Here is a 20153-nt window from a genome sequence, read left to right on the forward strand (position 1 = left end):
GTAACAATGAGCTATGCTCCACCAGTCGTCCATCGGCCGATGTCCACGAGCACCCGATCCCCGTAGGAGCCCATGCATCCCGACGAACCTCCCGCCTGGACGCCCCCGCCCGCCGAGCCCGGCCGGCCGCGGCAGGTGCGCCGCATCCTGAAGCTGTTCCGTCCCTACCGGGGCCGTCTCGCCGTCGTCGGCCTGCTCGTCGGCGCCGCGTCGCTGGTCTCGGTCGCCACGCCGTTCCTGCTGAAGGAGATCCTGGACACCGCGATCCCCGAGGGGCGCACCGGCCTGCTGAGCCTGCTCGCGCTCGGCATGATCGTCGGCGCGGTACTCACCAGCGTCTTCGGCGTGCTGCAGACGCTGATCTCCACGACGGTCGGCCAGCGCGTCATGCACGACCTGCGCACCGCCGTGTACGACCGGCTGCAGCGCATGTCGCTCGCCTTCTTCACCCGGACCCGCACCGGGGAGGTCCAGTCGCGCATCGCCAACGACATCGGTGGCATGCAGGCGACCGTCACCTCCACCGCGACCTCCCTGGTCTCCAACCTGACCAGCGTCGTCGCCACGATCATCGCGATGATCGCCCTGGACTGGCGGCTGACCGTGGTCACGCTGCTCCTGCTGCCGCTGTTCGTGTGGATCAGCCGCCGCGTCGGCAACGAACGCAAGAGGATCACGACCGAGCGCCAGAAGCAGATGGCCGCCATGGCCGCCACCGTCACCGAGTCGCTGTCCGTGAGCGGCATCCTCCTCGGCCGCACCATGGGGCGCGCCGACTCGCTCACGAAGTCCTTCGCCGGCGAGTCCGAGCAGCTGGTCGACCTGGAGGTGCGCTCCAGCATGGCGGGCCGCTGGCGCATGGCCGTCATCACGGTCGTGATGGCCGCCATGCCGGCCGTCATCTACTGGACCGCGGGGATGGCCTTCCAGCTCGGTGGCCCGTCCGTCTCGATCGGCACGCTCGTCGCGTTCGTCTCGCTCCAGCAGGGGCTGTTCCGCCCCACCGTCAGTCTCCTGTCGACCGGCGTCCAGATACAGACCTCGCTCGCCCTGTTCCAGCGCATCTTCGAGTACCTCGACCTCCCCGTCGACATCACCGAGCCCGAGCACCCGGTCCGGCTCGGCCAGGTCAAGGGGGAGATCCGCTTCGAGAAGGTCGCCTTCCGGTACGACGACAGGAGCGGCCCCGTCCTGGACGGCATCGACATCACCGTCCCCGCGGGCGGCAGCCTCGCCGTCGTCGGCCCCACCGGCGCCGGCAAGTCCACGCTCGGTTACCTGGTGCCGCGCCTGTACGACGTGACGGAAGGCCGCGTCACACTGGACGGCGTGAACGTGCGCGACCTCGACTTCGACACACTCGCGCGCGCGGTCGGCGTCGTCTCCCAGGAGACGTACCTCTTCCACGCCTCGGTCGCCGACAACCTGCGCTTCGCCAAGCCGGACGCCACCGACGAGGAGCTGCACGCGGCGGCGAGGGCCGCCCAGATCCACGACCACATCCTGTCCCTGCCCGACGGGTACGAGACGGTCGTCGGGGAGCGTGGCCACCGCTTCTCCGGCGGAGAGAAACAGCGGCTCGCCATCGCCCGTACCATCCTCCGCGACCCGCCCGTGCTCATCCTCGACGAGGCCACCAGCGCCCTGGACACCCGTACGGAGCACGCCGTGCAGGAGGCCATCGACGCGCTCTCCGCCGACCGCACCACCATCACCATCGCCCATCGGCTGTCCACCGTTCGGGGGGCCGACCAGATCGTGGTCCTCGACTCCGGCCGCGCGCTCGAACGGGGAACGCACGAGGAGCTGTTGGCACGGAACGGGCGGTACGCCTCGCTCGTACGGCGGGACGCCCGACTGGAGCCGACAAGATGAAGATAAGCGGGGTTTGTCGGTATTCGCGGGTTACCGTGCCCGCATGCAGACGAACATTCCGCCACGGAGCACGATGCGACTCACGCGCCGGGGCCGGTCCGCCCTCATCGCGGCCGGAGCCGTCGCGGCGGCCACCGCCGTGGCGGTGCCCCTGCTGATCACCGGGTACGGCGACCGCGCGGCGGGCAGGCGCCCGACCTCGCTGGTCGTCCCGGAAGGCTGGCGGTCGGCCCAGATCTACGAGGCCGTCGACAAGGCACTCGCCCTGCCCGCGGGCACCACCAAGAAGTCGCTGGGCAAGGCACGACTGAAGCTTCCGGCCGACGCCCAGGGCAATCCCGAGGGATATCTCTTCCCGGCGACGTACCCCCTGGACGAGAAGGCGACCCCGGAGTCCCTGCTGTCCACCATGGTCGACACCGCGAACGAGAGGTTCGGCGGCGGCCGGATCACGGCCGGGGCCCAGCGCAACGCCCTGAACGTGTACCAGGCGGTCACCATCGCCAGCATCGTCCAGGCCGAGGCCGCCACCAAGACGGACATGGGCAAGGTGGCCCGGGTCGTCCTCAACCGCCTGGAGCGGGGTATGCCGCTGCAGATGGACTCCACCCTCAACTACGCGCTGAGCCGCTTCACGCTGGACACCCGCGAGAGCGACACGCGCATCCAGAGCCCCTACAACTCGTACCAGCGCATGGGGCTGCCGCCCACGCCGATCGCCAACCCGGGCGAACAGGCGATGCGGGCCGCGCTCCGGCCGACCCCGGGCGACTGGCTGTACTTCGCCACGGTGAAGCCGGGCGACACGCGCTTCACGGCCGACTACGCCGAACACCAGCGGAACGTCGCCGAGTTCAACCGCCACCGGGAGCGCGAACGGAAGAGCGAGGGAAAGAGCGCCGAGCCGGCGAAGTGAGACGGCGACGCGGGGGACGGGGCGTCCCACGGCGCGTCACGCGGCGAGCGGCTCCCCCGCCAGCAGGCGCCCGATGTCCCGGACCGCGGCACGCCCGGCCCGGTTCGCGCCGATCGTGCTGGCCGACGGGCCGTACCCGACCAGGTGGATCCGGGCGTCGGCGACCGTGCGGGTGCCCTCGACACGGATGCCGCCACCCGGCTCGCGCAGCCGCAGCGGCGCCAGGTGGCCGACGGCCGCGCGGAACCCGGTCGCCCACAGGATGACGTCGGCGTCCACGTGCCGTCCGTCGTTCCACTCCACCCCGTCCGGCGTGACCCGGTCGAACATCGGCTGCCGATCCAGCACACCGTCCGCCAGGCCCCGGCGGACGGCGTCGTTCAGCGGCAGCCCCGTCACCGACACCACACTCCTCGGCGGCAGCCCGCGCCGTACCCGCTCCTCCACGAGCGCCACGGCCGCCCGCCCCGCCTCCTCGTCGAACGGACCCTCCCGGAAGACGGGCGGACGCCGGGTCACCCACGTGGTCGCGGCGGCGAAGGGGGCGATCTCCAGCAGGTGCTGTGTACCGGACGCACCACCGCCCACGACGACCACCCGCTGCCCCGCGAACTCCTCCGGTCCCGCGTACTGCGCCGTGTGCAACTGCCGCCCCCGGAACGTCTCCTGGCCCGGGTGGTGCGGCCAGAACGGACGGTCCCAGGTGCCGGTCGCGTTGATCAGGGCCCGTGCCGACCACACCCCGGCGGAGGTCTCGACGAGCAGCCGCCCCGCGTCCCCCTCGCGCACCGCCCGCACGTGGACCGGCCGGCGCACCCGCAGGCCGAACTCCCGCTCGTACGCGTCGAAGTACTCCCCGACGACCTCGGAGGACGGACGCGCCGGATCCGCGCCCGTCAGCTCCATGCCCGGAAGCGCGTGCATCCCGTGCACCTTGCCCCACGTCAGCGAGGGCCACCGGAACTGCCAGGCGCCGCCCGGCCGGGGGGCGTGGTCGAGCACCACGAAGTCGCGGTCCGGCTCGGAACCGGTGCGCCGCAGATGATAGGCGGCGGAGAGCCCGGCCTGACCGGCCCCCACCACGACGACGTCGACCTCACGTGCCCCGGAGTTGTTCACGTTTCTACCAACCACCCGAGGTGCGCGGATCTTCCCGGCAGGCCGCCCGGCACGCCGAGGGGCCGGGTGAGCGAGGATGGACCCATGTCCGATGCCTTCACCACCCGAGTCCTGAACGTCTCCTCCGGCTCCCGGGAGACCGTCGTCGATCTCACCCGCGACTGCGAAACGTTCCTGAGGGAGGTGGCCGCCGGCCGCGACGGCCTCCTGAACGTCTTCGTCCCCCACGCGACCGCCGGTATCGCCCTCATCGAGACGGGCGCCGGCAGCGACGACGACCTGCTCACCGCCCTGCACTCGCTGCTCCCCGCGGACGACCGCTGGCAACACCGCCACGGCAGCCCCGGCCACGGCCGCGACCACGTCCTCCCGGCGATCGTCCCGCCCCACGCCACCCTCCCGGTCGTCGGCGGCAGTCTGGAACTGGGGACCTGGCAGTCGGTGTGCCTCGTGGACACCAATAAGGACAATGCCAACCGTCAGGTGCGGCTGAGCTTCCTCGGCTGACTGGGAGACGGAACCGTAGCGTCGAACCACGGCCGTACCGAATACCTCCCGGCCCGTGCGTGATCAGCCCGTGTGAGTCATGATCCTGGGCGCGGCGGGTGGCGGGATCCTCACCCTCGACCTCTTGCCCCGAATGAGGTCCGGGCGCTCCCAGGAGACGCGGAACCAGTCAGGGGCCCGCCCCGTGAGACCGGGTTGGCCACGCCCTGCTCGGCGTCGTCCGCGCGAAGTAGGCGAACCCGGCGGGATCGATCTCGCCGGGGTCTCCCGTACCGCACCTACTCACGCCGGACGTCGTTCGGCTGGGCCGCCGAAGCCGCATGGCGCTCCGGGGCCGCGTCGTAGGCGGACGCGCAGTCCGTGGAGCAGAAGTACAGGGTGCCCTGCGGGGTGTCCCGCCGCTCCGGTGCGGTCGCCGGGTCGACCTGCATGCCGCACACCGGGTCGGTTGCCGGCGGTGCGGACGGTTCGGTGACACTTTCCACCGTCGGCCGTACGCCCGTGTCCTCGGCGTCCGGCAACGGTGCCGGAAGCCAGCGGCGGAGCCGGGAGGCGTTGGTGACGACGGAGAGGGAGGACAGGGCCATGGCCGCGGCGGCGATGATCGGGCTGAGCCGGATGCCCCACAGGGGGTGGAGGGCGCCGGCGGCGACCGGGATGCCGACGGCGTTGTAGATCAGGGCGAAGAACAGGTTCTGCCTGATGTTGCGCATGGTCGCCCGGGACAGCCGGATCGCGGTGACGACGCCGGACAGTGAGCCGGAGATGAGCGTGATGTCGGCGGCCTCGATGGCGACATCGGTGCCGGTGCCGATCGCGAATCCCACGTCGGCCTGGGCCAGGGCGGGCGCGTCGTTGATGCCGTCGCCGACCATGCCGACGGTCCGGCCCTCGCCTTGAAGCCTGCGGATCTCGTCGGCCTTGTGCTCCGGCAGCACCTCGGCCAGCACCCGCCGTACGCCGACCTGGCCGGCGATCGCGGCGGCGGTGCGGGCACTGTCGCCGGTGAGGATGACGGTGTCGATGTCAAGGCCGTGCAGGGCGGCGATGGCCTGGACGGAGTCCTCCTTGACGGTGTCGGCCACGGCCAGCACGCCGGCCGGTCGCCCGTCCACCGCGGCCAGTACGGGCGTCTTGCCCTGGGTGGCGAACTCCTCGGCCGACACGGCGAGTTGCCCGGTGCCGATGCCGGCGTCCGAGAGCAGACGGGCGGTACCCACGAGGACGGACCGGTCGTCCACGGTGGCCCGAACGCCCTTGCCGGTGACGGAATCGAAGGCCGATGCGGCGGGCACCTCCAGGCCGCGCCGGCGGGCGCCCGCAAGGATCGCGGTGGCCAGCGGGTGCTCGCTGTCCGCCTCGGCGGCGGCGACCAGCGCCAGCAGGCCGTCCACCGTCAAGCCGTCGGCGGGCCGGATGTCGGTGAGGACCGGCTTGCCCGCGGTGACGGTGCCGGTCTTGTCGAGGACGACGGTGTCCAGTTGGTGCGCGGTCTCCAGGGCCTCGGCGGAGCGGATCAGGATCCCCGTCCGAGCGCCCTTGCCGGTGCCGACCATCACCGACAGCGGGGTGGCCAGGCCCAGAGCGCAGGGGCAGGCGATGATCAGAACGGCCACGGCCGAGACGAGCGCGAGCGTCAGCGCGGGAGAGGGGCCGACGGTGTACCAGAGGGCGAAGGCGGCGACGGCGATCGCGATCACGGCGGGCACGAAGTAGGCGGAGATCGCGTCGGCGAGCCGCTGGATCGGCGCCTTGGACGCCTGAGCCTGCTGCACCAGCCGGATGATCTGGGCCAGCATCGTGTCGGCGCCGACCTTGGCCGCCCGCACCCGCAGGGAACCGGTGGTGTTGACGGTGGCGCCGATGACCGTGTCCCCGGCCCGCTTGGTGACGGGCATCGCCTCCCCCGTGACCATCGACTCGTCCACCGCCGACGTCCCGGAGAGGACCTCGGCGTCGACGGGGATCTTCTCGCCGGGCCGGACGGCGATCTCGTCGCCCACGACGACCTCGTCCACGGGGATGTCGGCCTCCGAGCCGTCCCGTACGACGCGGGCGGTACGGGCCTTCAGTCCCAGCAGCGCCCGGATGGCCTCGCCGGTTCCGGCCTTGGCCCGTGCCTCCAGCAGCCGCCCGAGCACGATGAGGGTGAGGATGACGCCGACCGCCTCGAAGTAGACCTCGCGGACGTCCTCCGGCAGCAGCGACGGGGCCAGCGTGACCAGCAGGCTGTAGCCGTAGGCGGCCGAGGTGCCCAGCGTGATCAGGGAGTTCATGTCGGCGCTCCGGTGGCGCAGGGTCAGCCAGCCGATGCGGTGGATCGGCCACCCGGTGTAGAACATCACCGGCGTGACCAGAGCAAGCTGTACCCAGTGGTTCAGCAGCCAGCCCGGCACCCGGTCGGCACCGAAGAGCTCGTGGGCCATCACGGCGAACAGCACGGGCAGCGTCAGCACCGTGCCGACCGCGACCCGCCGCCCGAGGTCCGCGATCTCCGCACGCCGCTCGGCGACCTCGGCTGCCTCGGCGTCGGCCGCGGACGTACGGTCCCCCGGTGCCGTGACAACAGCCGTATCAACGGCCGGGAGTCCCTCGTCGCCGCTCGGGCCGCCGCCCTCGCCCGGGTCGACGACGAGCGTGCCGTGGATCATGTTCATCCCGCAGGCGAACCCGTACGACCCCGTCCGCTCGGGCCGCAGGCGCACGGTCGTGCGCCGGTACGCGGGCAATCCGGCGCTGACCCGCAGATCGGGGAAGACGACCCGGTTGGTGCACTCACCGGACTCCTGCCGGTCGAAGACCAGCTCGACCGGCACTCCCTGCCGCACCCGGATCACATTCGGGCTGTAGCCGCCCCGCACGCTCACCTCGATCCGCTGCACTCCCCCCTCCAGCCGTGCGGCGCGAGCGCGGCGTGGACCGAAGAAGAACCAGCCCAGCGTGGCGACGAGTACGACGGCCAGGGTCACGACGACGATGTCGGCGGTATCCATCACAGGCCTTCTCTCTGTCCGGCTCCTTCCAGACTGCACCCGGATACCCCTAGGGGGTAAGGGACCTATGGCCCCGGTGCGTTGGCCTCATCGACCCAAGACGGGCCGCTGGGCGCGGTGGACCGTGAAGGTGAGCTCGTCGGGGAGGCTCAGGCGCCGGGCTCCGTCTCCCGTCGGTCCGTGAAGAAGCGGGTGACCGCGATGTTCTGGTACGACCACGATCTCAGCGCATGGGGCTGGTTCGCCGTGTCGACCGGCATGATCCTCTTCTGGGCGTTGATCATCACCCTCGGTGTCCTGCTCGTCCGCGCCCTGGCCCGAGCGGGCGACACCGGGACGGCGGCCGGCACCCGGGTATGCCGACTCCGAGAAACCGCTCGCCATGGGGCACCGCCCACGCCCTTGAGGCAGTGGGAAGTTTCGCCCGCGGTGAGATCGACGAGGACGGATACGACCGCCGTCTGACGGTCCTGCCGTCCTGCGCGGACGCACCGGCGACCGCGCCCGGCTCACCGAGGGCCGACCGCACAACCACCCGACGGGCACGCTTCTTCAAGGAGGCCCGCGATGAAAACCGACCAGCACAACTACGGCCTGTACGCCGTCGCGGTGGCGATCGCCGTGGTCGGTGCCCTGGCACTCGGCGTGCCGGTGGCCACGCTCCTTTTCCTGGCCATCGCGCTGGCCTGCCCGCTGATGATGCTCCTCATGATGCGCGGCATGCACGGCGGTCGTGGTGGCATGCACGGCGGCGGCCACGACACGACCCACGAGTCCCGGCCCGAGGACGCCCCGTCGGTCAAGCACGACCAGCCGCGCCCTCGGAGCTGACCGACCGGTCCGGGAGGCCACCATGTCCGCGGTGATCGCCGTTCTGCTCGGGGTGGTCATCCTGGCCGGTGTCGTCTACGACACCGCCCGTCTGATCACCCCGCTGGCGTTCCGCTGCCCACCCCTGGCCCGCCTGCGCGGCCGCCGCGCCGCCCTGGAGGCCGCTGAGCGGTGGACCACCGGACTGCTGCTCCACGGCCGCATCACACCGGCCGACCACCAGGGCCGGATGAGCCGTCTCGCCCGCGGCGAACGCCACCCGGGCCCTACCCGGCGCCCCCGGCACCCGAGCGCACCCCGAGGAGGCCGCCATGGCTGACGCCGCCTACGGTCTGTGGCCCCTGGTCGTCCTGAACACCCTGCTGTTCATCGCCTTCGCCGCGAGCTTCTTCCACCCGAAGAGCAAGCGGGACTGGCGGGCGATGGGCGCTTACAGCGCGTTCCTGGTCGCCCTGTTCACCGAGATGTACGGCATCCCGCTGACCGTCTACCTGCTCGGCAGCTGGCTCGGCTCCCGCTTCCCGCTGCTGCAGGACACCCATGCCGGCGGCCACCTGTGGAACGACCTGACCGGCTGGAGCGGCGATCCGCACCTGAGCCCCTTCCACCTGGTCAGCTATGCCGCCATCGGCTGCGGATTCTGGCTCATCGCCACAGCCTGGAAGACCCTGCACGCCGCCGCCCAGCGCGACGAACTGGCCACCACCGGCGCGTACGCCTGGGTGCGTCACCCGCAGTACGACGGCTTCCTGCTCATCATGATCGGCTTCCTGCTCCAGTGGCCGACCATCCCGACGCTGCTCATGTTCCCGGTTCTGCTCCACGTCTACGCACGCCTGGCCCGCAGCGAGGAACGCGAGGTCGCGCAGCGCTTCGGCGAGCAGTGGACGGCGTACGCCGCCGACACGCCCGCGTTCTGGCCCCGCCGCCCACGCCACCCTGCCGACCGGCGCACGCCCCGTGCCCCGGCACGGAGGTGAGTCGTCATGACGGCCGGCCGGGAAGGTGTACTGCTCCGGGCCACCGGCATCGAGAAAAGCTACCGGCGCGGTACTTGGCCGTCCCGCCAACGGCTGCCCGTCCTGCGCGGCGTCGATCTGTTCCTCGCCGCGGGCGAGGTGGTCGGTCTGGTGGGGGAGAACGGAGCGGGCAAGAGCACCCTGATGAAGATCCTCGTCGGCGCGCTGGCCCCCGACGCCGGCTCGGTCACGTGTGCCGGACGGCTCGGCTACTGCCCGCAGGAGCCCGTCGTCTACGAACGTCTCACCTGTGACGAGCACTTCGAACTCTTCGGCCGTGCCTACGGACTGGCCGACCAGGCCGAGCGTCGCGCCCGCCGGAGGCTGTACGAGGAGCTCGGGTTCGAGCGGTACGCGGCGGTGCGTACCGACCGCCTCTCCGGCGGTACCCTCGCCAAGCTCAACCTGGGCCTGGCGCTGCTGGCCGACCCCGAGGTGCTGCTGCTGGACGAGCCGTACGCGGGCTTCGACTTCGACACCTATCTGAGGTTCTGGGCACAGGTCGGCGAGCGGCGCGAGCAGGGCCGCGCGGTGCTGGTGATCAGTCACTTCGTGACCGACGAGGAGCGGTTCGACCGGATCGTCGAACTGCGCGACGGGCGGGCGGCGGTACGGCGATGACGTCCACGACCGTGCTGCTGGTACGCCGCTTCCTGACCGAGGCCGCCCGCACCCCGGTCAACATCCTCACCCTCGTCCTGGTACCCGTGGTGTTCGTCGTCGTGGCCGCGGAACCGCTCGCGGACGCGGCCGAGTTGCTGGGCGGCCCGGGCGGGCCCGCGGTGCAGACCGCCACGGCCGGCTGGGCGGCCGGGTTCATCGCCGCGATCGGCATGTACTTCCAGGTCCGCGAGGCCCGGGCCGCCGACCGTCGTCTGGTGCGGGCCGGGCTGGCCCCCGCCCGGCTGGTGACCGCCCGCACGGCCACCGGGCTCGCCCTCGTCCTGGTCGCCTCCGCGGCGGCACTGACGGCGCTGGCCGCCCGTACCGGATGGGGCGACGAGCCGGAGCGGGTGCTGGCCGGCACGCTGATGTACGCAGTGATCTACCTCGCCATCGGTACCCTGGTCGGCGCGCTCGTCGCACGCCCGGTCAACGGCACGGTGCTGATCCTGTTCGTGTGGATCCTGGACGTCTTCCTCGGCCCCGTCCTCGGTGCCGCCGACCGTCCGGCCACCCGGATCCTGCCCACCCACTTCGTCACCCTCTGGATGGCCGACCTGCCGTCCGGGCACGGCGGCCGGATCGGCGACCTGGGCCGGGCCCTGCTGTGGGCCGCCGCGGCGCTCGCGACGGCCTGGGCGACCGTCACCGCGACCAGCCGCACCGCCCGGCGGCGCGGGCGGAGCGGGCAACTGGCCACGGGGGTACGGATGGGCCTGCGGGAAGTGGCCCGCAACCGGGTGCTGTGGGCCCTGCTGATCGCCGTGCCCGTCGTCTTCGTCCTGCTGGCCGTGGCCACCACCCCCGACGAACCGACGACGATCAGCGTGCGCGAGAACGGCCGGACCATGATGAAGGAATTCTGGCTGCCCGACGTCCACGGCGGCACCATGGCCCCCATCGCGATCGCCTCGCTCGCCACCCTGGCAGGGCTCTTCACCCTGCTCGACGCGCGCACCGGAGACCGCCGCCTGGCCCTCGCCGGCTTCCGTCCGCTGCCGCTGCTCACCTCCCGGCTGATCGTCATCGCCCTGGGCGCGCTCGTCGCCACGACCGCGTCGCTGGCCGTCACCGCGACCGTCTTCGACGCACGCCAGTGGGGCTGGTACGCGGCGGCGAACGCCTTGATCGCTCTCAGCTACGCCCTCGTCGGCGTCCTGGTCGGTCCCCTCTTCGGCCGGGTCGGCGGCGTCCTGATCGCCTTCCTGCTGCCCTTCGTCGACCTCGGCATCGAACAGAGCCCCATGCTCCGCCCCGCCCCGCCCGCCTGGGCCCACGCCCTGCCCGGCTACGGCCCCGGCCGCGTGCTGACCGACGCGGCGCTGACCCCCGGCTTCGACGAGACGGGCAGTCTGCTGATCGCCCTGGCCTGGCTCGCGGGGCTCGTCCTGGCCGTCACGCTGCTGTTCCGCTCCACCGTTCGCCCGGCCGGTGCCGCCCGCCGCGCCATGGGTACCCAGGTGCCGCCGGCAGGCGGACGAGGGGCGGCGACGTGACGAGGACGGCCGGAACGACGAGGGGCCTCCTGGCGCGCCTGCTGCTGCTCGGCCTGCTCCTGATCGGCCTCGGCGTCGTCCACACGCTCGCCCATGCCGCCGCCCATGACGGCGTCGCCGGACACACCACCACCCGCCACCTCGGCCCGGCCGATGCGGCGGACCTCGAGTCGGTCACCGGAGCCGGCGACATCCCGCACCCCACGAACGCCGTTGCCGCGTCGGACGTGGACTCCCTGCCCGAGGCCGGCTGCTGGGCCTCCGTACCCACCGGGCCGTGGCAGGGCCTTCCGGCTCGCTCCGAAGCCGGGATCACCACCGTCACACACGCGACACCGCCCACTGACGGGCGGGTCGGCCACCACGCTCCGACGGCACCTCACGCGCCGGGAGTTCTGCGGATCTAGAGAGGGGCCCGCGCCGACGGCACCACTGTGCCTCGGCGCGGCCCGCCGTTCGGGCTCATGCCGACGTGGGCCGTCCGACCGCTCCCCCTGTCCCTCCGGGCCGACGGCGATGTCCGGAGCGCCGAGCTCGGCACGGCTGTCCCAGGTGGTGCGATCGGTGCTGACGCGCAGGACGCCGCGGGTGCTGTCGTAGCCGCAGACGGTGCCGTGTGCGAACTCGAGGGAGTGGAAGTCGGTCGTGCCGCCCAGGGAGAGGGTTTTCCAGGTCTTGCCGGAGTCGGTGGACTGGAGCAGGCCGCGGTTGCCGTGGTCGCCGCTGTCCTCGGCCGGGTGGCCGCTGCCGAGGAAGGTCTTCGGGCCGATGACGGTGAAGCCCGTGTAGTCGGCCTTGTCGCCGACCCGCTGCGCGGTGCCGTCGTCGGCCACGGCGATCACGCCCTCGTGGGTGGCGACGTACAGGCGTTCGTTGGCCGGGTCGATGCCCAGGCCGTGGACGTGGCTGACGGCCAGGCCGTCAGCGCCGTCGGCCGACTCCGAGCCGGACGGTGAATCAGGGACGGAGGAGCATGCGGCCAGTACCGCCGCGACAGCGGCCGAGGCGATGGCGGAGGCCGCGCGGGAACGAATCCTCATGCTGAGGTCTGCTGGAAGGCGCGAGGAGGAGCGGGGAGGAACGGGGAGCGGCGAGCGGGCGACGGAACAGGGGTGCCCCACCCCGTCGCCCGCCGTGGGACCGTCAGCTCTTGCCGAGAAGCTTGTTCATCTCCTCGATCTCGGCGGTCTGCGCGGTGATGATGTCGTCGGCCAGCTTCTTGGCCGGCCCGTACTGGCCCTCGTCCTTCTCCGTGGTGGCCATCTCGACGGCGCCCTCATGGTGCTCGATCATCATGGTCAGGAACATGGTGTCGAAGTCATGGCCGGACGCCTCCATGAGCTGGGCCATGTCCTCGGTGCCCATCATCCCGGGCATGCCGGAGGAGTCGTCGCCGTGCCCGCCGTGGCCCATGCCGGGCATGCCGGAGGGCACGTCCTCACCCCATGCCTCCAGCCACCCGGACATGGTCCTGATCTCCGGGTCCTGGGCCTTCTCGATACGGGAGGCGAGGTCCTCGACCTCGGCGGAGGACGCCTGGCTCCTGGCCATCCGCGCCATCTGGAGGGCCTGCTGGTGGTGCGGAATCATGCCCTGCGCGAAGTCGACGTCCTGGTCGTTGTGGGCACCGGCGGTGTCCTCGGCGCCGGTCGGGGCGGACGGCTGCGTACCGGAGCCGGTGTCGGAGGAGCCGCCGTCGCTGCCGCAGGCGGCGAGGACGAGGGCGGCGGTCACGGCCGTGACGCCCAGTGCGGCACGGCGGACGAGGGAACGGGGGCTGGTCATGGGGTGTACTCCTGCGATGTACGAAGGTGGGCGCGCCGGTCGGCGCGGGACATGACGGAGCGCCGCATCCACCCTCGACGACGGGGCGGGCACGGCTCGGCCTTGTCCTAGATCCGCAGGAGTTGCAGTTCGGCCAGGGTGGGCGGGGCACGCCCGCCGTCGGGCGCGGCGGCGAAGGCGCCGGGCAGGTGGTCGGCGGGTGGGGCCGAGCCGACGGGGTCGGGCATCGGCGCGGGAAGAACCGGCCCCGCGCCGATCGCGCCGGACGCACAGGTCGCGTCGGCGTGCTGCGCGTGCCCGCCGCCGCTGCCGTCGCCGTGACAGATGAACGCGGCGCCGGCCATCTCCATACCCGCGTGCGCCGGGACGGCGGCGGAGTGATGCGAGGAATGGCCGCCTGAGGCGACCGCGTCGGCGGGCCCGAGGGCGTGCATACCGAGCAGCCCGGCGAGCAGCCCGAGCAACAGCAGCGCACGCCACCGCCCGAGGGGCGAACGCGCACGGCGCAGCTGCTTAGGGGCTGTCACGTCTCTCATGCTACGGAAGCGACCCGCTGCATGGAGGCCGACAGGTACAAAAAGGCGAACCAAGGCGCGCTGCAGCTTCGCAAGAGCCGGTTGCCGCAGTTGGCTCCCCCATGGCCAGGCCCCTGACCTGGTACTTCACTGTCAGGGTGGCGGAGATCCGAACCCACGACCACTTTGTCCCGAACGAAGAAGCCGTGGGTCGTGTCCCGTCGCCCGCCGGGCCGGTCAGTGGTTCACTCGCCGGGCAAGTGCGTGTCTATGCCGAGGTTCAAGCGGCTGATCACCGCGATGAACTGCATCTGTTCTTCGCGTCGAGCCGCGACGAGGCCGAGTGGGCCGTGGCTCGCACCGACTGCGACGAGCATCTGCTGGCCCAGTTATCGGCGTTGAAGTCGTACCAGCGCATGGGGTGTTTCCCGAAGCTGGAGGAGATCCCGGAAACGGTGGTCGACTTCGTGCGCCGCGCGGTGGAGCTGCCGGAGGGCACCGTGCCGCGTGCCGCGAACCGTACGGCGGAGCGGCAGCGCACCGCGGTACGCCAGCGGACGGGGCTGTCGTACGGCAAGGCGAAGGCCCGGAAGACCGCCGAGGCGGTGATGCGGAGCGAGGCCGTGTCGAAGAACCGTCCGGCGGACCTGATCAACATCGCGCTGGAGAAGGTCGTGGAGGCCGGGCCGGAGCTGCCGGGCTTCACCACGCTGGACGCGCTCGCGGCGAAGATTCGTACCGAGGTGAACGCCTCGATCTGCATGGGCGTCTACGACCAGCTCAGCGAGGTCCACCGGGACCGGCTGCTGGCCCTGCTGTCGGAGAAGGACGAGGAAGGACGAGTCCGGCACCACGAAGTTCAACAGGCTGGAGCAGACGGCGAAGGCCCCGACGTGGTCGCACTTCCGTGGCCAGGCCGAGCCCCTGGGGTGGGTGGACGAGCTGGGCGAGACCGGGGTGTGGCTGTCCGGCGTCGCCTCGGGGAAGATCACGGACTTCGCCGGTGAGGCGGACGCCGCGGACGCGCCGGGGCTTCGGGACTACGACCTGGTGAAACGGCTCGCGCTGCTGGTGTGTCTCGTGCACAAGGCGCGGATGCGGGCCCGGGACGATCTGACCACGATGTTCTGCAAGCGGGTCGCGTTGCACGTCGAGCGGGCCAAGGCGGAGCTGGAGAGTATCCGGGAGCAACAGCGGGCCATAGTTGAGGTGTTGTTCGGGAACTATCGCACCGTGCTCCAGCACATCGACGCCGACGGCCCCGTCAGGCCGCGCGGGAGAAGGCGGCCACGCTGACGGGGGAGATCCTGGCAGCGGCCGGGGAACTCGACCAGGCGCGGAGGCCGACGCCGTGGCCGTACGGTTCGGCGACCAGCTCGCGACCGGCCTGCACGCGATGGCGAAGGCCCTGCGCGTGCAGGCCGGTGCGCTGGGGGTGCCTGCGGCGGCGGTGGACGACTTCGGAGGGTCCGAGGGACAGTACGAACAGATCGAGAAGGTCGCAGCCCACCATGGCGACTACTGGGGGGTGCTGCTGTAAGGGCACCTGCTCGAGGACCGCTCCACGATGTACGACCTGACCGGCCGCCTGAAGCTGAAGGCCACTTCGGAGGACAGCCGCGTCCTGGACGCGCTCGCGCACGCCCGCCGGTACAAGACCTCCCGCGACTACATCCCGGAACGGCACGAGGACGGCCGTCCGGTCGACATCTCCTTCGCCACACTGAACTGGCGGAAGGCCGTCCGGGACAAGTACCGGCCCGGCGCCTTCCTCCGCAAGCATTTCGAGGCGATGGTCTTCGCCGCGCTCGCCGAGGAACTGCTCACCGGCGACGATGCGCCGTACGACGCGGTGTCGTTCCGCCGGCAGCTGGAGGACAAGCTCACCGCGGCCGCCGCGACGGCCGATGCCGGGTACCCGGACAACGAGGGTCTGGTCATCGACCCCGAGACCGGCATCCCCTTCCTCAAGGCCCACCGCTCCGAGGTCCAGCGGGCCTCGGCGAAGGCCCTGGAGCAGGAGATCAAGGCCCGGACGCCGGAGCGCTCACTGATCGGGATTCTCTCCCGCACGGCCTACTGGGTGGAATGGTGGCGCCGCTCCGGCCCTGCCTCGGGCAACGAGCCGAAGCTGACAGGCCCCTTCGGCCGGTACGTGATCATCACGTGCGTGAAGGGCACCAACATGGGCCCCTACGAAGCCGCCCGCCACATCCCCGGCGTGAGCGGGCACGAGCTGTCGCTGGCCGCGAACCGGCCCTTCGCCATCCCGACGCTCAACGAGGCGATTGCCGACCTGGTCAACGCGCACGTCCGCCTGGACATCTCCCAGGCGTGGGGCGACGGCTCCACGGTAGCCGCGGACGGCACCCACATGGACACCCACGTCAACAACCTGCTGTCCGGGACGTCCGTGCGGTACGGCAAGCCGGGCGGCATCGCCTACCACCACATGTCGGACACGTACATCGCGCTGTTCACGCACTTCATCCCGTGCGGGGTGTGGGAGGCCGTCTACATCATCGAGGGCCTGCTCAAGAACACCTCGGAGCTCAAGCCGACCACCGTGCACGCCGACACCCAGGGCCAGTTCTTTCCCGTCTTCGCGCTCGCGCACCTGCTCGGTTTCTGATTTTATGCCCCGCATCAGGAACTGGAAGGACCTCACCTTCCCACCGGCCCACCAAGCAGACCGAGTACGTCCACATCGACGCCGACGCCCTGTCAGGCGAGAGCGGCCGCAACGTCATCGACTACGACCTGATCGAGTCCCAGTTCCGGCACCTGGTGCGGGTGGCGATCTCGGTGCGGGAGGGCGCCATTCCTCCACCCTTCTACTGCGGCGCCTGCGCGCGGGCTTCCGCAAGAACGCCACCTACACCGCCTTCCGCGAGGTCGGCCGCGTGATCCGTGCCGTCCAGCTCCCGCGCTACCTCTCGCACGCTCCGCTACGCCGACGGGTGACGGCTGCCACGAACGAGGTCGAGGCGTTCAACGGCTTCTCCCAGTGGATCGGCTTCGGCAACGGCGGGGGCATCACCGACAACGACCCTGTCGAGCAGGAGAAGACCGCGAAGTTCAACGCGTTGTTGACCAACGAGGTCATCTTCCACAACACCCTGGACATCGCCGAGATCGTGCGCCAGCTCCTGGAGGAGGGATGGAAGATCGACCCCGAGGACCTGGCCCACATCCCCCGGTACCTGACCGAGCACATCAAACGGTTCGGCGAGTACTCCACGCACGAACTCCGCATTGAGCCGGAGGCGTACGACCCGAAGCTCGACGTCGGCTTCACCCTGCCGCGAAGGGGATCTGAACGTCGTCGGCTTGGACCAGGCCGCATGTTGCCGGGCGAAGCGGCGTGCAGCCCCGTGCGCGCGGGCCGGTGCCTGTACCGCGCCGGGTGCGCCCGCGGCGATGACGCGGGCGCCGAGTCGTCAGGCGGGCTGGGCGGTAATGGTGCAGAGGCGCTTGGTGGCCCGGGTTAGGGCTACGTACAAGTCCCTCTCCCCACCGGGACGGTTCGTGATGATTTCCTCGGGGGCCACGACGACGACCCCGTCGAATTCCAGTCCGCGTGCTTCGGACGCCGGCACGATGCGTGCGTGGTGGGCGATGCCCTGGGCCGTCAGCTCGCCCACCTTGGTGTCCGCGCAGATCACTCCCAGGAACTCGCCCGGGTACGCGGTGCTCTGGGCGCGTACTTCCTGAGCGACGGCGGTGACCAGCCCGTCCGGAGGTGTGGTCACGGTGCGAGGGCTCTCACCGCTCCGCAGTGACCGTGTGGGCTTCTGGTCCGGAGCGATCCGGGTGAGCAGGTCCCGGACGCTCTCCAGGATCTCCTGCGTGGTGCGGTAGCTGACGGTCAGGTTGTGCAGTCTGAACCGCGGTCCGACGTGAGGGCTCAGCGCCTCCTTCCAGTCGCGTGCCGTCGCGACCGGGCCTGCCTGGGCGAAGTCACCCACCAGCGTCATCGCCCGTGCCGGACAGCGGCGGACGATCATCCGCCACTGCATGGCGGTCAGTTCCTGCGCCTCGTCGACGACGACGTGCCCGTACGTCCGCTCGGGAGGGCCGTCGACCAGGCTCGCCGCCTCGTCCAGCAACGGCACATCGGCATCGGTCCACGGGGCGTCCGGACCGCGCAGCAGAAGGGACCGCTCCTCGTCGGTCAGGCGGGGCAGGCGCCCGGCAAGAGCGTCGGCGTTCGTCAGGAGCGCCTTCACGAGGTCACCGGGTACCAGCCGCGGCCACAACGCCTCGACCGCTCGGTCGACGCCGGCGTTGTTGAGGAGATCGGCCCGGATGGCGTCCAGGTCCAGCTCGTGGACCGGACCCGGGTCGGCCGCACCTTCGGCACGGCGCCGGGCGGCTCCCGTGAACCGGTCGAGGTCGATGCCTGTCATCCGTTCGGCATCGGCGTCGATCTGCTCCAGGACGTCGCTCATGTCTCGTTGCATCGCGTCGGTGACGGCGTCGACCAAGAGCTCCTTGAACACCTGGCGCGCGGGGTTGTGCCCGGGTGCGGCTGCCACGGCGGCGTCGCGTGCCGCGGCGACTTCCTCGGCGGAGAGGTGAACCGGTTCCTGTCCGACCCGCACGGTGAAGTCTCCGGCGGGGGCCTGGTGGGCGCGCAGCAGGCCGGCCAGGGCGTCGGCGAGGTCGGCGCTGCCCTTGAGACGCGCCGTGTCGAACGGGTCCACCGTGTCCGCGGGCACTTTGGCCAGTTCCCGGCAGGTCGCCAGAACGACGTCGTTCTCTCCGAGCGAGGGAAGGACCTGGGAGATGTAGTCGAGGAACCGGGCGTTCGGGCCCACCACCAGGACACCCTCCTCCGCGGCGCGCGGGAACGCGTACAGGACGTAGGCCGCCCGGTGCAGGGCGACCACCGTCTTGCCGGTGCCGGGTCCGCCCTGCACCACGGTCACCCCGCGGTGGGCGGAGCGGACGATCTCGTCCTGCTCGGCCTGCAGCGTCGCGACGGCCGCCTGCATCCTGCCCGTACGCCGTGCCGACAGAGCCTCGGTCAACGGGCCGTCCCCCACGACGTCCTCGTCGGTCGGGGCGGTTCCGTCCAGCAGTTCGTCGCTCACCGAGACGACCGTGCGCTCCTCGAGGCGCAGGTGCCGGCGCCGCCGCAGGCCCATCGGGTGGACCGGTGTCGCCTCGTAGAAGGGCCGCGCCGCGTTCGCGCGCCAGTCCACGAGCAGAGGCAGGTCATCTTCCTCCCTGCGCAGTCCGATCCGCCCGATGCGCAGCGCCGTGCCGTCCGTCCAGTCGATGCGCCCGAAGACCAGCCCCTTTTCGGCACCCTCCAGCCGGCCGATCTCCTTGGCCAGGCGCTCGGCAGCGATTTCCCTCTCGTATGCCTCACCGGCGCTGTCCGCCGGAGCCCTCAGCACACTCGCTCGAGCTGCGCGCACCTCGGAAAGCCGCTCGGTGAGTAACTCATACAAGGAGGACACGTAATCCTGCTCCGATTCAATCGTACGCGCAGCGAAATCATTCATTTTCGACAACAGGGGGCTCCTTCGGCTCGCCCCACACCATACGGTCGAAGTCCCCTGCAGATAAGTCTTGACTTGATGGGTGGAGATATGTCCCTACGGCTGAGGCTTTTCCCGTCATCGGTCTGAGCTGGCCAATTGGGTGAGGCTGGCCTGGACGATGCAGATGATCCGGTTGGCCGAGCACCGGAGCTTGCGAAGGAGTCGCCAGGACTTGAGGGTGGCTGGCCTGCTCGACGAGGGCGCGGATCTTCACGTGGGACCCGTTCACCGCCTGCTGCGCCTTTCTTCAAGCTGTCGGGCAGGGCGGTAGTTATGCACGGTTCACCGAGTCCATGACCGTCGACCGTATGGCGTATCACGCTTTCCGCCGTTCCGTACATCGATAATTGAGCTCCCGATGCTCGCCTGTCTCATAGGCGAGTCTGCCCCTGCATGACGGTGATTTTTTGCCGCGCTCGGGAAAGGGGGAAGATGCGGCGAGGTGACTGGCGCCATCAAGCTCATTGCCAGAAGGGCATCTGGTTTCGTCTGGCGACCCGAGCGAGGAGGAAAGCGTAAAACGGGGTGAAATCTTCGATCGGTCCACCCCTGCCCGACCAAGGCCGACGGCCCCGTCTCAAGATGGCGGCACCACGCTGCCATCGGTCGCGGCCGAACCAGAGAACGGATCGGTGACCTCTCCCCGCCCAACCTGGATCCGCCGGGCTTCGGCCTCCGCATCTTCGCTGTCGTCAAAGGGTGGCGAGCTCAAGAGGTCAGCGCATCACCGCTGCAGAAGGTCAGCGTGCATCGACACCGCGGTGGTCCATCTCCGCGCCGTACAAGTCAATCCGCGACAGGAATGGTTGCGTCAGACGTGCTCTTCGTCACCCGGCCGCGCCGGGTCCCTCGCGAGCCCGTCCCGCGGAGTCCGCCGATTGC

Annotated in this window: 21 protein-coding genes and 1 pseudogene; 15 read left to right on the forward strand and 7 right to left on the reverse strand. The window is 70.9% G+C overall.

Annotated elements, in window-relative coordinates:
- Positions 1-72: 72 nt before the first annotated feature.
- A complete protein-coding gene (locus IEZ04_RS08530) occupies positions 73-1875 on the forward strand; it encodes an ABC transporter ATP-binding protein (protein ID WP_189216115.1) in 1803 nt (600 codons plus the stop codon).
- A gap of 43 nt (positions 1876-1918) precedes the next feature.
- The gene (gene mltG, locus IEZ04_RS08535) at positions 1919-2791 is read left to right on the forward strand and encodes an endolytic transglycosylase MltG (protein WP_189216116.1); all 873 of its coding nucleotides are present in this window, start codon (positions 1919-1921) and stop codon (positions 2789-2791) included.
- A gap of 36 nt (positions 2792-2827) precedes the next feature.
- Here mltG and IEZ04_RS08540 read toward each other — a convergent pair whose 3' ends face one another.
- Positions 2828-3910 (reverse strand): NAD(P)-binding domain-containing protein, encoded by a 1083-nt coding sequence (locus tag IEZ04_RS08540; RefSeq protein ID WP_189216117.1) that lies wholly within the window; start codon positions 3908-3910, stop codon positions 2828-2830.
- A gap of 84 nt (positions 3911-3994) precedes the next feature.
- Here IEZ04_RS08540 and IEZ04_RS08545 point away from each other — a divergent pair, with 84 nt between their 5' ends.
- Entirely contained in the window at positions 3995-4417 is a 423-nt protein-coding gene (locus IEZ04_RS08545) for a YjbQ family protein (protein ID WP_189216118.1), read from the forward strand.
- A 278-nt stretch (positions 4418-4695) separates the two neighbouring features.
- On the opposite strand, the gene IEZ04_RS08550 is transcribed toward IEZ04_RS08545, so the two are convergent.
- The gene (locus IEZ04_RS08550; protein ID WP_189216119.1) at positions 4696-7410 is read right to left on the reverse strand and encodes a heavy metal translocating P-type ATPase; all 2715 of its coding nucleotides are present in this window, start codon (positions 7408-7410) and stop codon (positions 4696-4698) included.
- Positions 7411-7559: 149 nt separating this feature from the next.
- A complete protein-coding gene (locus tag IEZ04_RS35770; RefSeq protein WP_308429787.1) occupies positions 7560-7694 on the reverse strand; it encodes a hypothetical protein in 135 nt (44 codons plus the stop codon).
- A gap of 283 nt (positions 7695-7977) precedes the next feature.
- Here IEZ04_RS35770 and IEZ04_RS08555 point away from each other — a divergent pair, with 283 nt between their 5' ends.
- From IEZ04_RS08555 to IEZ04_RS08585, 7 genes are all read left to right on the forward strand, one after another.
- On the forward strand, positions 7978-8241 hold the full coding sequence (locus IEZ04_RS08555; protein ID WP_189216120.1) for a hypothetical protein: 264 nt from the start codon (positions 7978-7980) through the stop codon (positions 8239-8241).
- Between the two features lie 22 nt (positions 8242-8263).
- Entirely contained in the window at positions 8264-8560 is a 297-nt protein-coding gene (locus IEZ04_RS08560) for a hypothetical protein (RefSeq protein WP_189216121.1), read from the forward strand.
- Positions 8553-9221 carry a methyltransferase family protein gene (locus IEZ04_RS08565; protein ID WP_189216122.1) on the forward strand — a complete coding sequence of 223 codons (669 nt, stop codon included), beginning with the start codon at positions 8553-8555 and terminating at the stop codon, positions 9219-9221. Before IEZ04_RS08560 ends, IEZ04_RS08565 begins: the two co-directional genes overlap by 8 nt.
- Before the next feature lie 6 nt (positions 9222-9227).
- Positions 9228-9881 carry an ABC transporter ATP-binding protein gene (locus IEZ04_RS08570; protein WP_189216123.1) on the forward strand — a complete coding sequence of 218 codons (654 nt, stop codon included), beginning with the start codon at positions 9228-9230 and terminating at the stop codon, positions 9879-9881.
- Entirely contained in the window at positions 9878-11419 is a 1542-nt protein-coding gene (locus tag IEZ04_RS08575; RefSeq protein WP_189216124.1) for an ABC transporter permease, read from the forward strand. The genes IEZ04_RS08570 and IEZ04_RS08575 overlap by 4 nt, the downstream gene beginning before the upstream one ends.
- Complete coding sequence (locus tag IEZ04_RS08580) at positions 11416-11826, forward strand: hypothetical protein (RefSeq protein WP_189216125.1); 411 nt, start codon at positions 11416-11418, stop codon at positions 11824-11826. Before IEZ04_RS08575 ends, IEZ04_RS08580 begins: the two co-directional genes overlap by 4 nt.
- Before the next feature lie 207 nt (positions 11827-12033).
- Positions 12034-12375: a hypothetical protein gene (locus IEZ04_RS08585; RefSeq protein WP_189216126.1), complete on the forward strand. Its 342-nt coding sequence runs from the start codon at positions 12034-12036 to the stop codon at positions 12373-12375.
- A gap of 187 nt (positions 12376-12562) precedes the next feature.
- On the opposite strand, the gene IEZ04_RS08590 is transcribed toward IEZ04_RS08585, so the two are convergent.
- Positions 12563-13204 (reverse strand): DUF305 domain-containing protein, encoded by a 642-nt coding sequence (locus IEZ04_RS08590; RefSeq protein ID WP_189216127.1) that lies wholly within the window; start codon positions 13202-13204, stop codon positions 12563-12565.
- Between the two features lie 107 nt (positions 13205-13311).
- Positions 13312-13731: a DUF6153 family protein gene (locus IEZ04_RS08595; RefSeq protein ID WP_189216128.1), complete on the reverse strand. Its 420-nt coding sequence runs from the start codon at positions 13729-13731 to the stop codon at positions 13312-13314.
- Between the two features lie 146 nt (positions 13732-13877).
- Here IEZ04_RS08595 and IEZ04_RS08600 point away from each other — a divergent pair, with 146 nt between their 5' ends.
- The 5 genes from IEZ04_RS08600 to IEZ04_RS08620 are packed head-to-tail and all read left to right on the forward strand — an operon-like array spanning position 13878 to position 17210.
- Positions 13878-14726, forward strand: a complete 849-nt coding sequence (locus IEZ04_RS08600; RefSeq protein WP_189216129.1) for a DUF4158 domain-containing protein — start codon at positions 13878-13880, stop codon at positions 14724-14726.
- Positions 14653-15015 carry a hypothetical protein gene (locus IEZ04_RS08605; protein WP_189216130.1) on the forward strand — a complete coding sequence of 121 codons (363 nt, stop codon included), beginning with the start codon at positions 14653-14655 and terminating at the stop codon, positions 15013-15015. Before IEZ04_RS08600 ends, IEZ04_RS08605 begins: the two co-directional genes overlap by 74 nt.
- A 55-nt stretch (positions 15016-15070) precedes the next feature.
- Positions 15071-15259: a hypothetical protein gene (locus tag IEZ04_RS08610; protein ID WP_189216131.1), complete on the forward strand. Its 189-nt coding sequence runs from the start codon at positions 15071-15073 to the stop codon at positions 15257-15259.
- Positions 15260-15286: 27 nt separating this feature from the next.
- Entirely contained in the window at positions 15287-16351 is a 1065-nt protein-coding gene (locus tag IEZ04_RS08615; RefSeq protein ID WP_189216132.1) for a Tn3 family transposase, read from the forward strand.
- Positions 16352-16355: 4 nt separating this feature from the next.
- On the forward strand, positions 16356-17210 hold the full coding sequence (locus IEZ04_RS08620; RefSeq protein WP_189216133.1) for a Tn3 family transposase: 855 nt from the start codon (positions 16356-16358) through the stop codon (positions 17208-17210).
- Here IEZ04_RS08620 and IEZ04_RS08625 read toward each other — a convergent pair.
- Entirely contained in the window at positions 17160-19232 is a 2073-nt protein-coding gene (locus IEZ04_RS08625) for a HelD family protein (RefSeq protein ID WP_373296274.1), read from the reverse strand. The two genes, IEZ04_RS08620 and IEZ04_RS08625, sit on opposite strands and share 51 nt — an antisense overlap.
- A gap of 114 nt (positions 19233-19346) precedes the next feature.
- Positions 19347-19509: pseudogene (locus IEZ04_RS08630) on the reverse strand (IS5/IS1182 family transposase); the annotation flags it as partial.
- Between the last annotated feature and the right edge of the window lie 644 nt (positions 19510-20153).

It is taken from the genome of Streptomyces ruber (assembly GCF_014648075.1).
In the GTDB taxonomy this organism is placed as follows: domain Bacteria; phylum Actinomycetota; class Actinomycetes; order Streptomycetales; family Streptomycetaceae; genus Streptomyces; species Streptomyces ruber.

What these genes read in the sequence shown, in the direction of transcription:
- IEZ04_RS08530 (WP_189216115.1), top strand. Translation starts at nt 73, where the DNA reads ATGCATCCCGACGAACCTCCCGCCTGGACGCCCCCGCCCGCCGAGCCC.
- mltG (WP_189216116.1), top strand. Translation starts at nt 1,919, where the DNA reads ATGCAGACGAACATTCCGCCACGGAGCACGATGCGACTCACGCGCCGG.
- IEZ04_RS08545 (WP_189216118.1), top strand. Translation starts at nt 3,995, where the DNA reads ATGTCCGATGCCTTCACCACCCGAGTCCTGAACGTCTCCTCCGGCTCC.
- IEZ04_RS08550 (WP_189216119.1), bottom strand. Translation starts at nt 7,410, where the DNA reads ATGGATACCGCCGACATCGTCGTCGTGACCCTGGCCGTCGTACTCGTC.
- IEZ04_RS35770 (WP_308429787.1), bottom strand. Translation starts at nt 7,694, where the DNA reads ATGATCAACGCCCAGAAGAGGATCATGCCGGTCGACACGGCGAACCAG.
- IEZ04_RS08555 (WP_189216120.1), top strand. Translation starts at nt 7,978, where the DNA reads ATGAAAACCGACCAGCACAACTACGGCCTGTACGCCGTCGCGGTGGCG.
- IEZ04_RS08560 (WP_189216121.1), top strand. Translation starts at nt 8,264, where the DNA reads ATGTCCGCGGTGATCGCCGTTCTGCTCGGGGTGGTCATCCTGGCCGGT.
- IEZ04_RS08565 (WP_189216122.1), top strand. Translation starts at nt 8,553, where the DNA reads ATGGCTGACGCCGCCTACGGTCTGTGGCCCCTGGTCGTCCTGAACACC.
- IEZ04_RS08570 (WP_189216123.1), top strand. Translation starts at nt 9,228, where the DNA reads ATGACGGCCGGCCGGGAAGGTGTACTGCTCCGGGCCACCGGCATCGAG.
- IEZ04_RS08575 (WP_189216124.1), top strand. Translation starts at nt 9,878, where the DNA reads ATGACGTCCACGACCGTGCTGCTGGTACGCCGCTTCCTGACCGAGGCC.
- IEZ04_RS08590 (WP_189216127.1), bottom strand. Translation starts at nt 13,204, where the DNA reads ATGACCAGCCCCCGTTCCCTCGTCCGCCGTGCCGCACTGGGCGTCACG.
- IEZ04_RS08615 (WP_189216132.1), top strand. Translation starts at nt 15,287, where the DNA reads ATGTACGACCTGACCGGCCGCCTGAAGCTGAAGGCCACTTCGGAGGAC.
- IEZ04_RS08620 (WP_189216133.1), top strand. Translation starts at nt 16,356, where the DNA reads ATGCCCCGCATCAGGAACTGGAAGGACCTCACCTTCCCACCGGCCCAC.
- IEZ04_RS08625 (WP_373296274.1), bottom strand. Translation starts at nt 19,232, where the DNA reads ATGAATGATTTCGCTGCGCGTACGATTGAATCGGAGCAGGATTACGTG.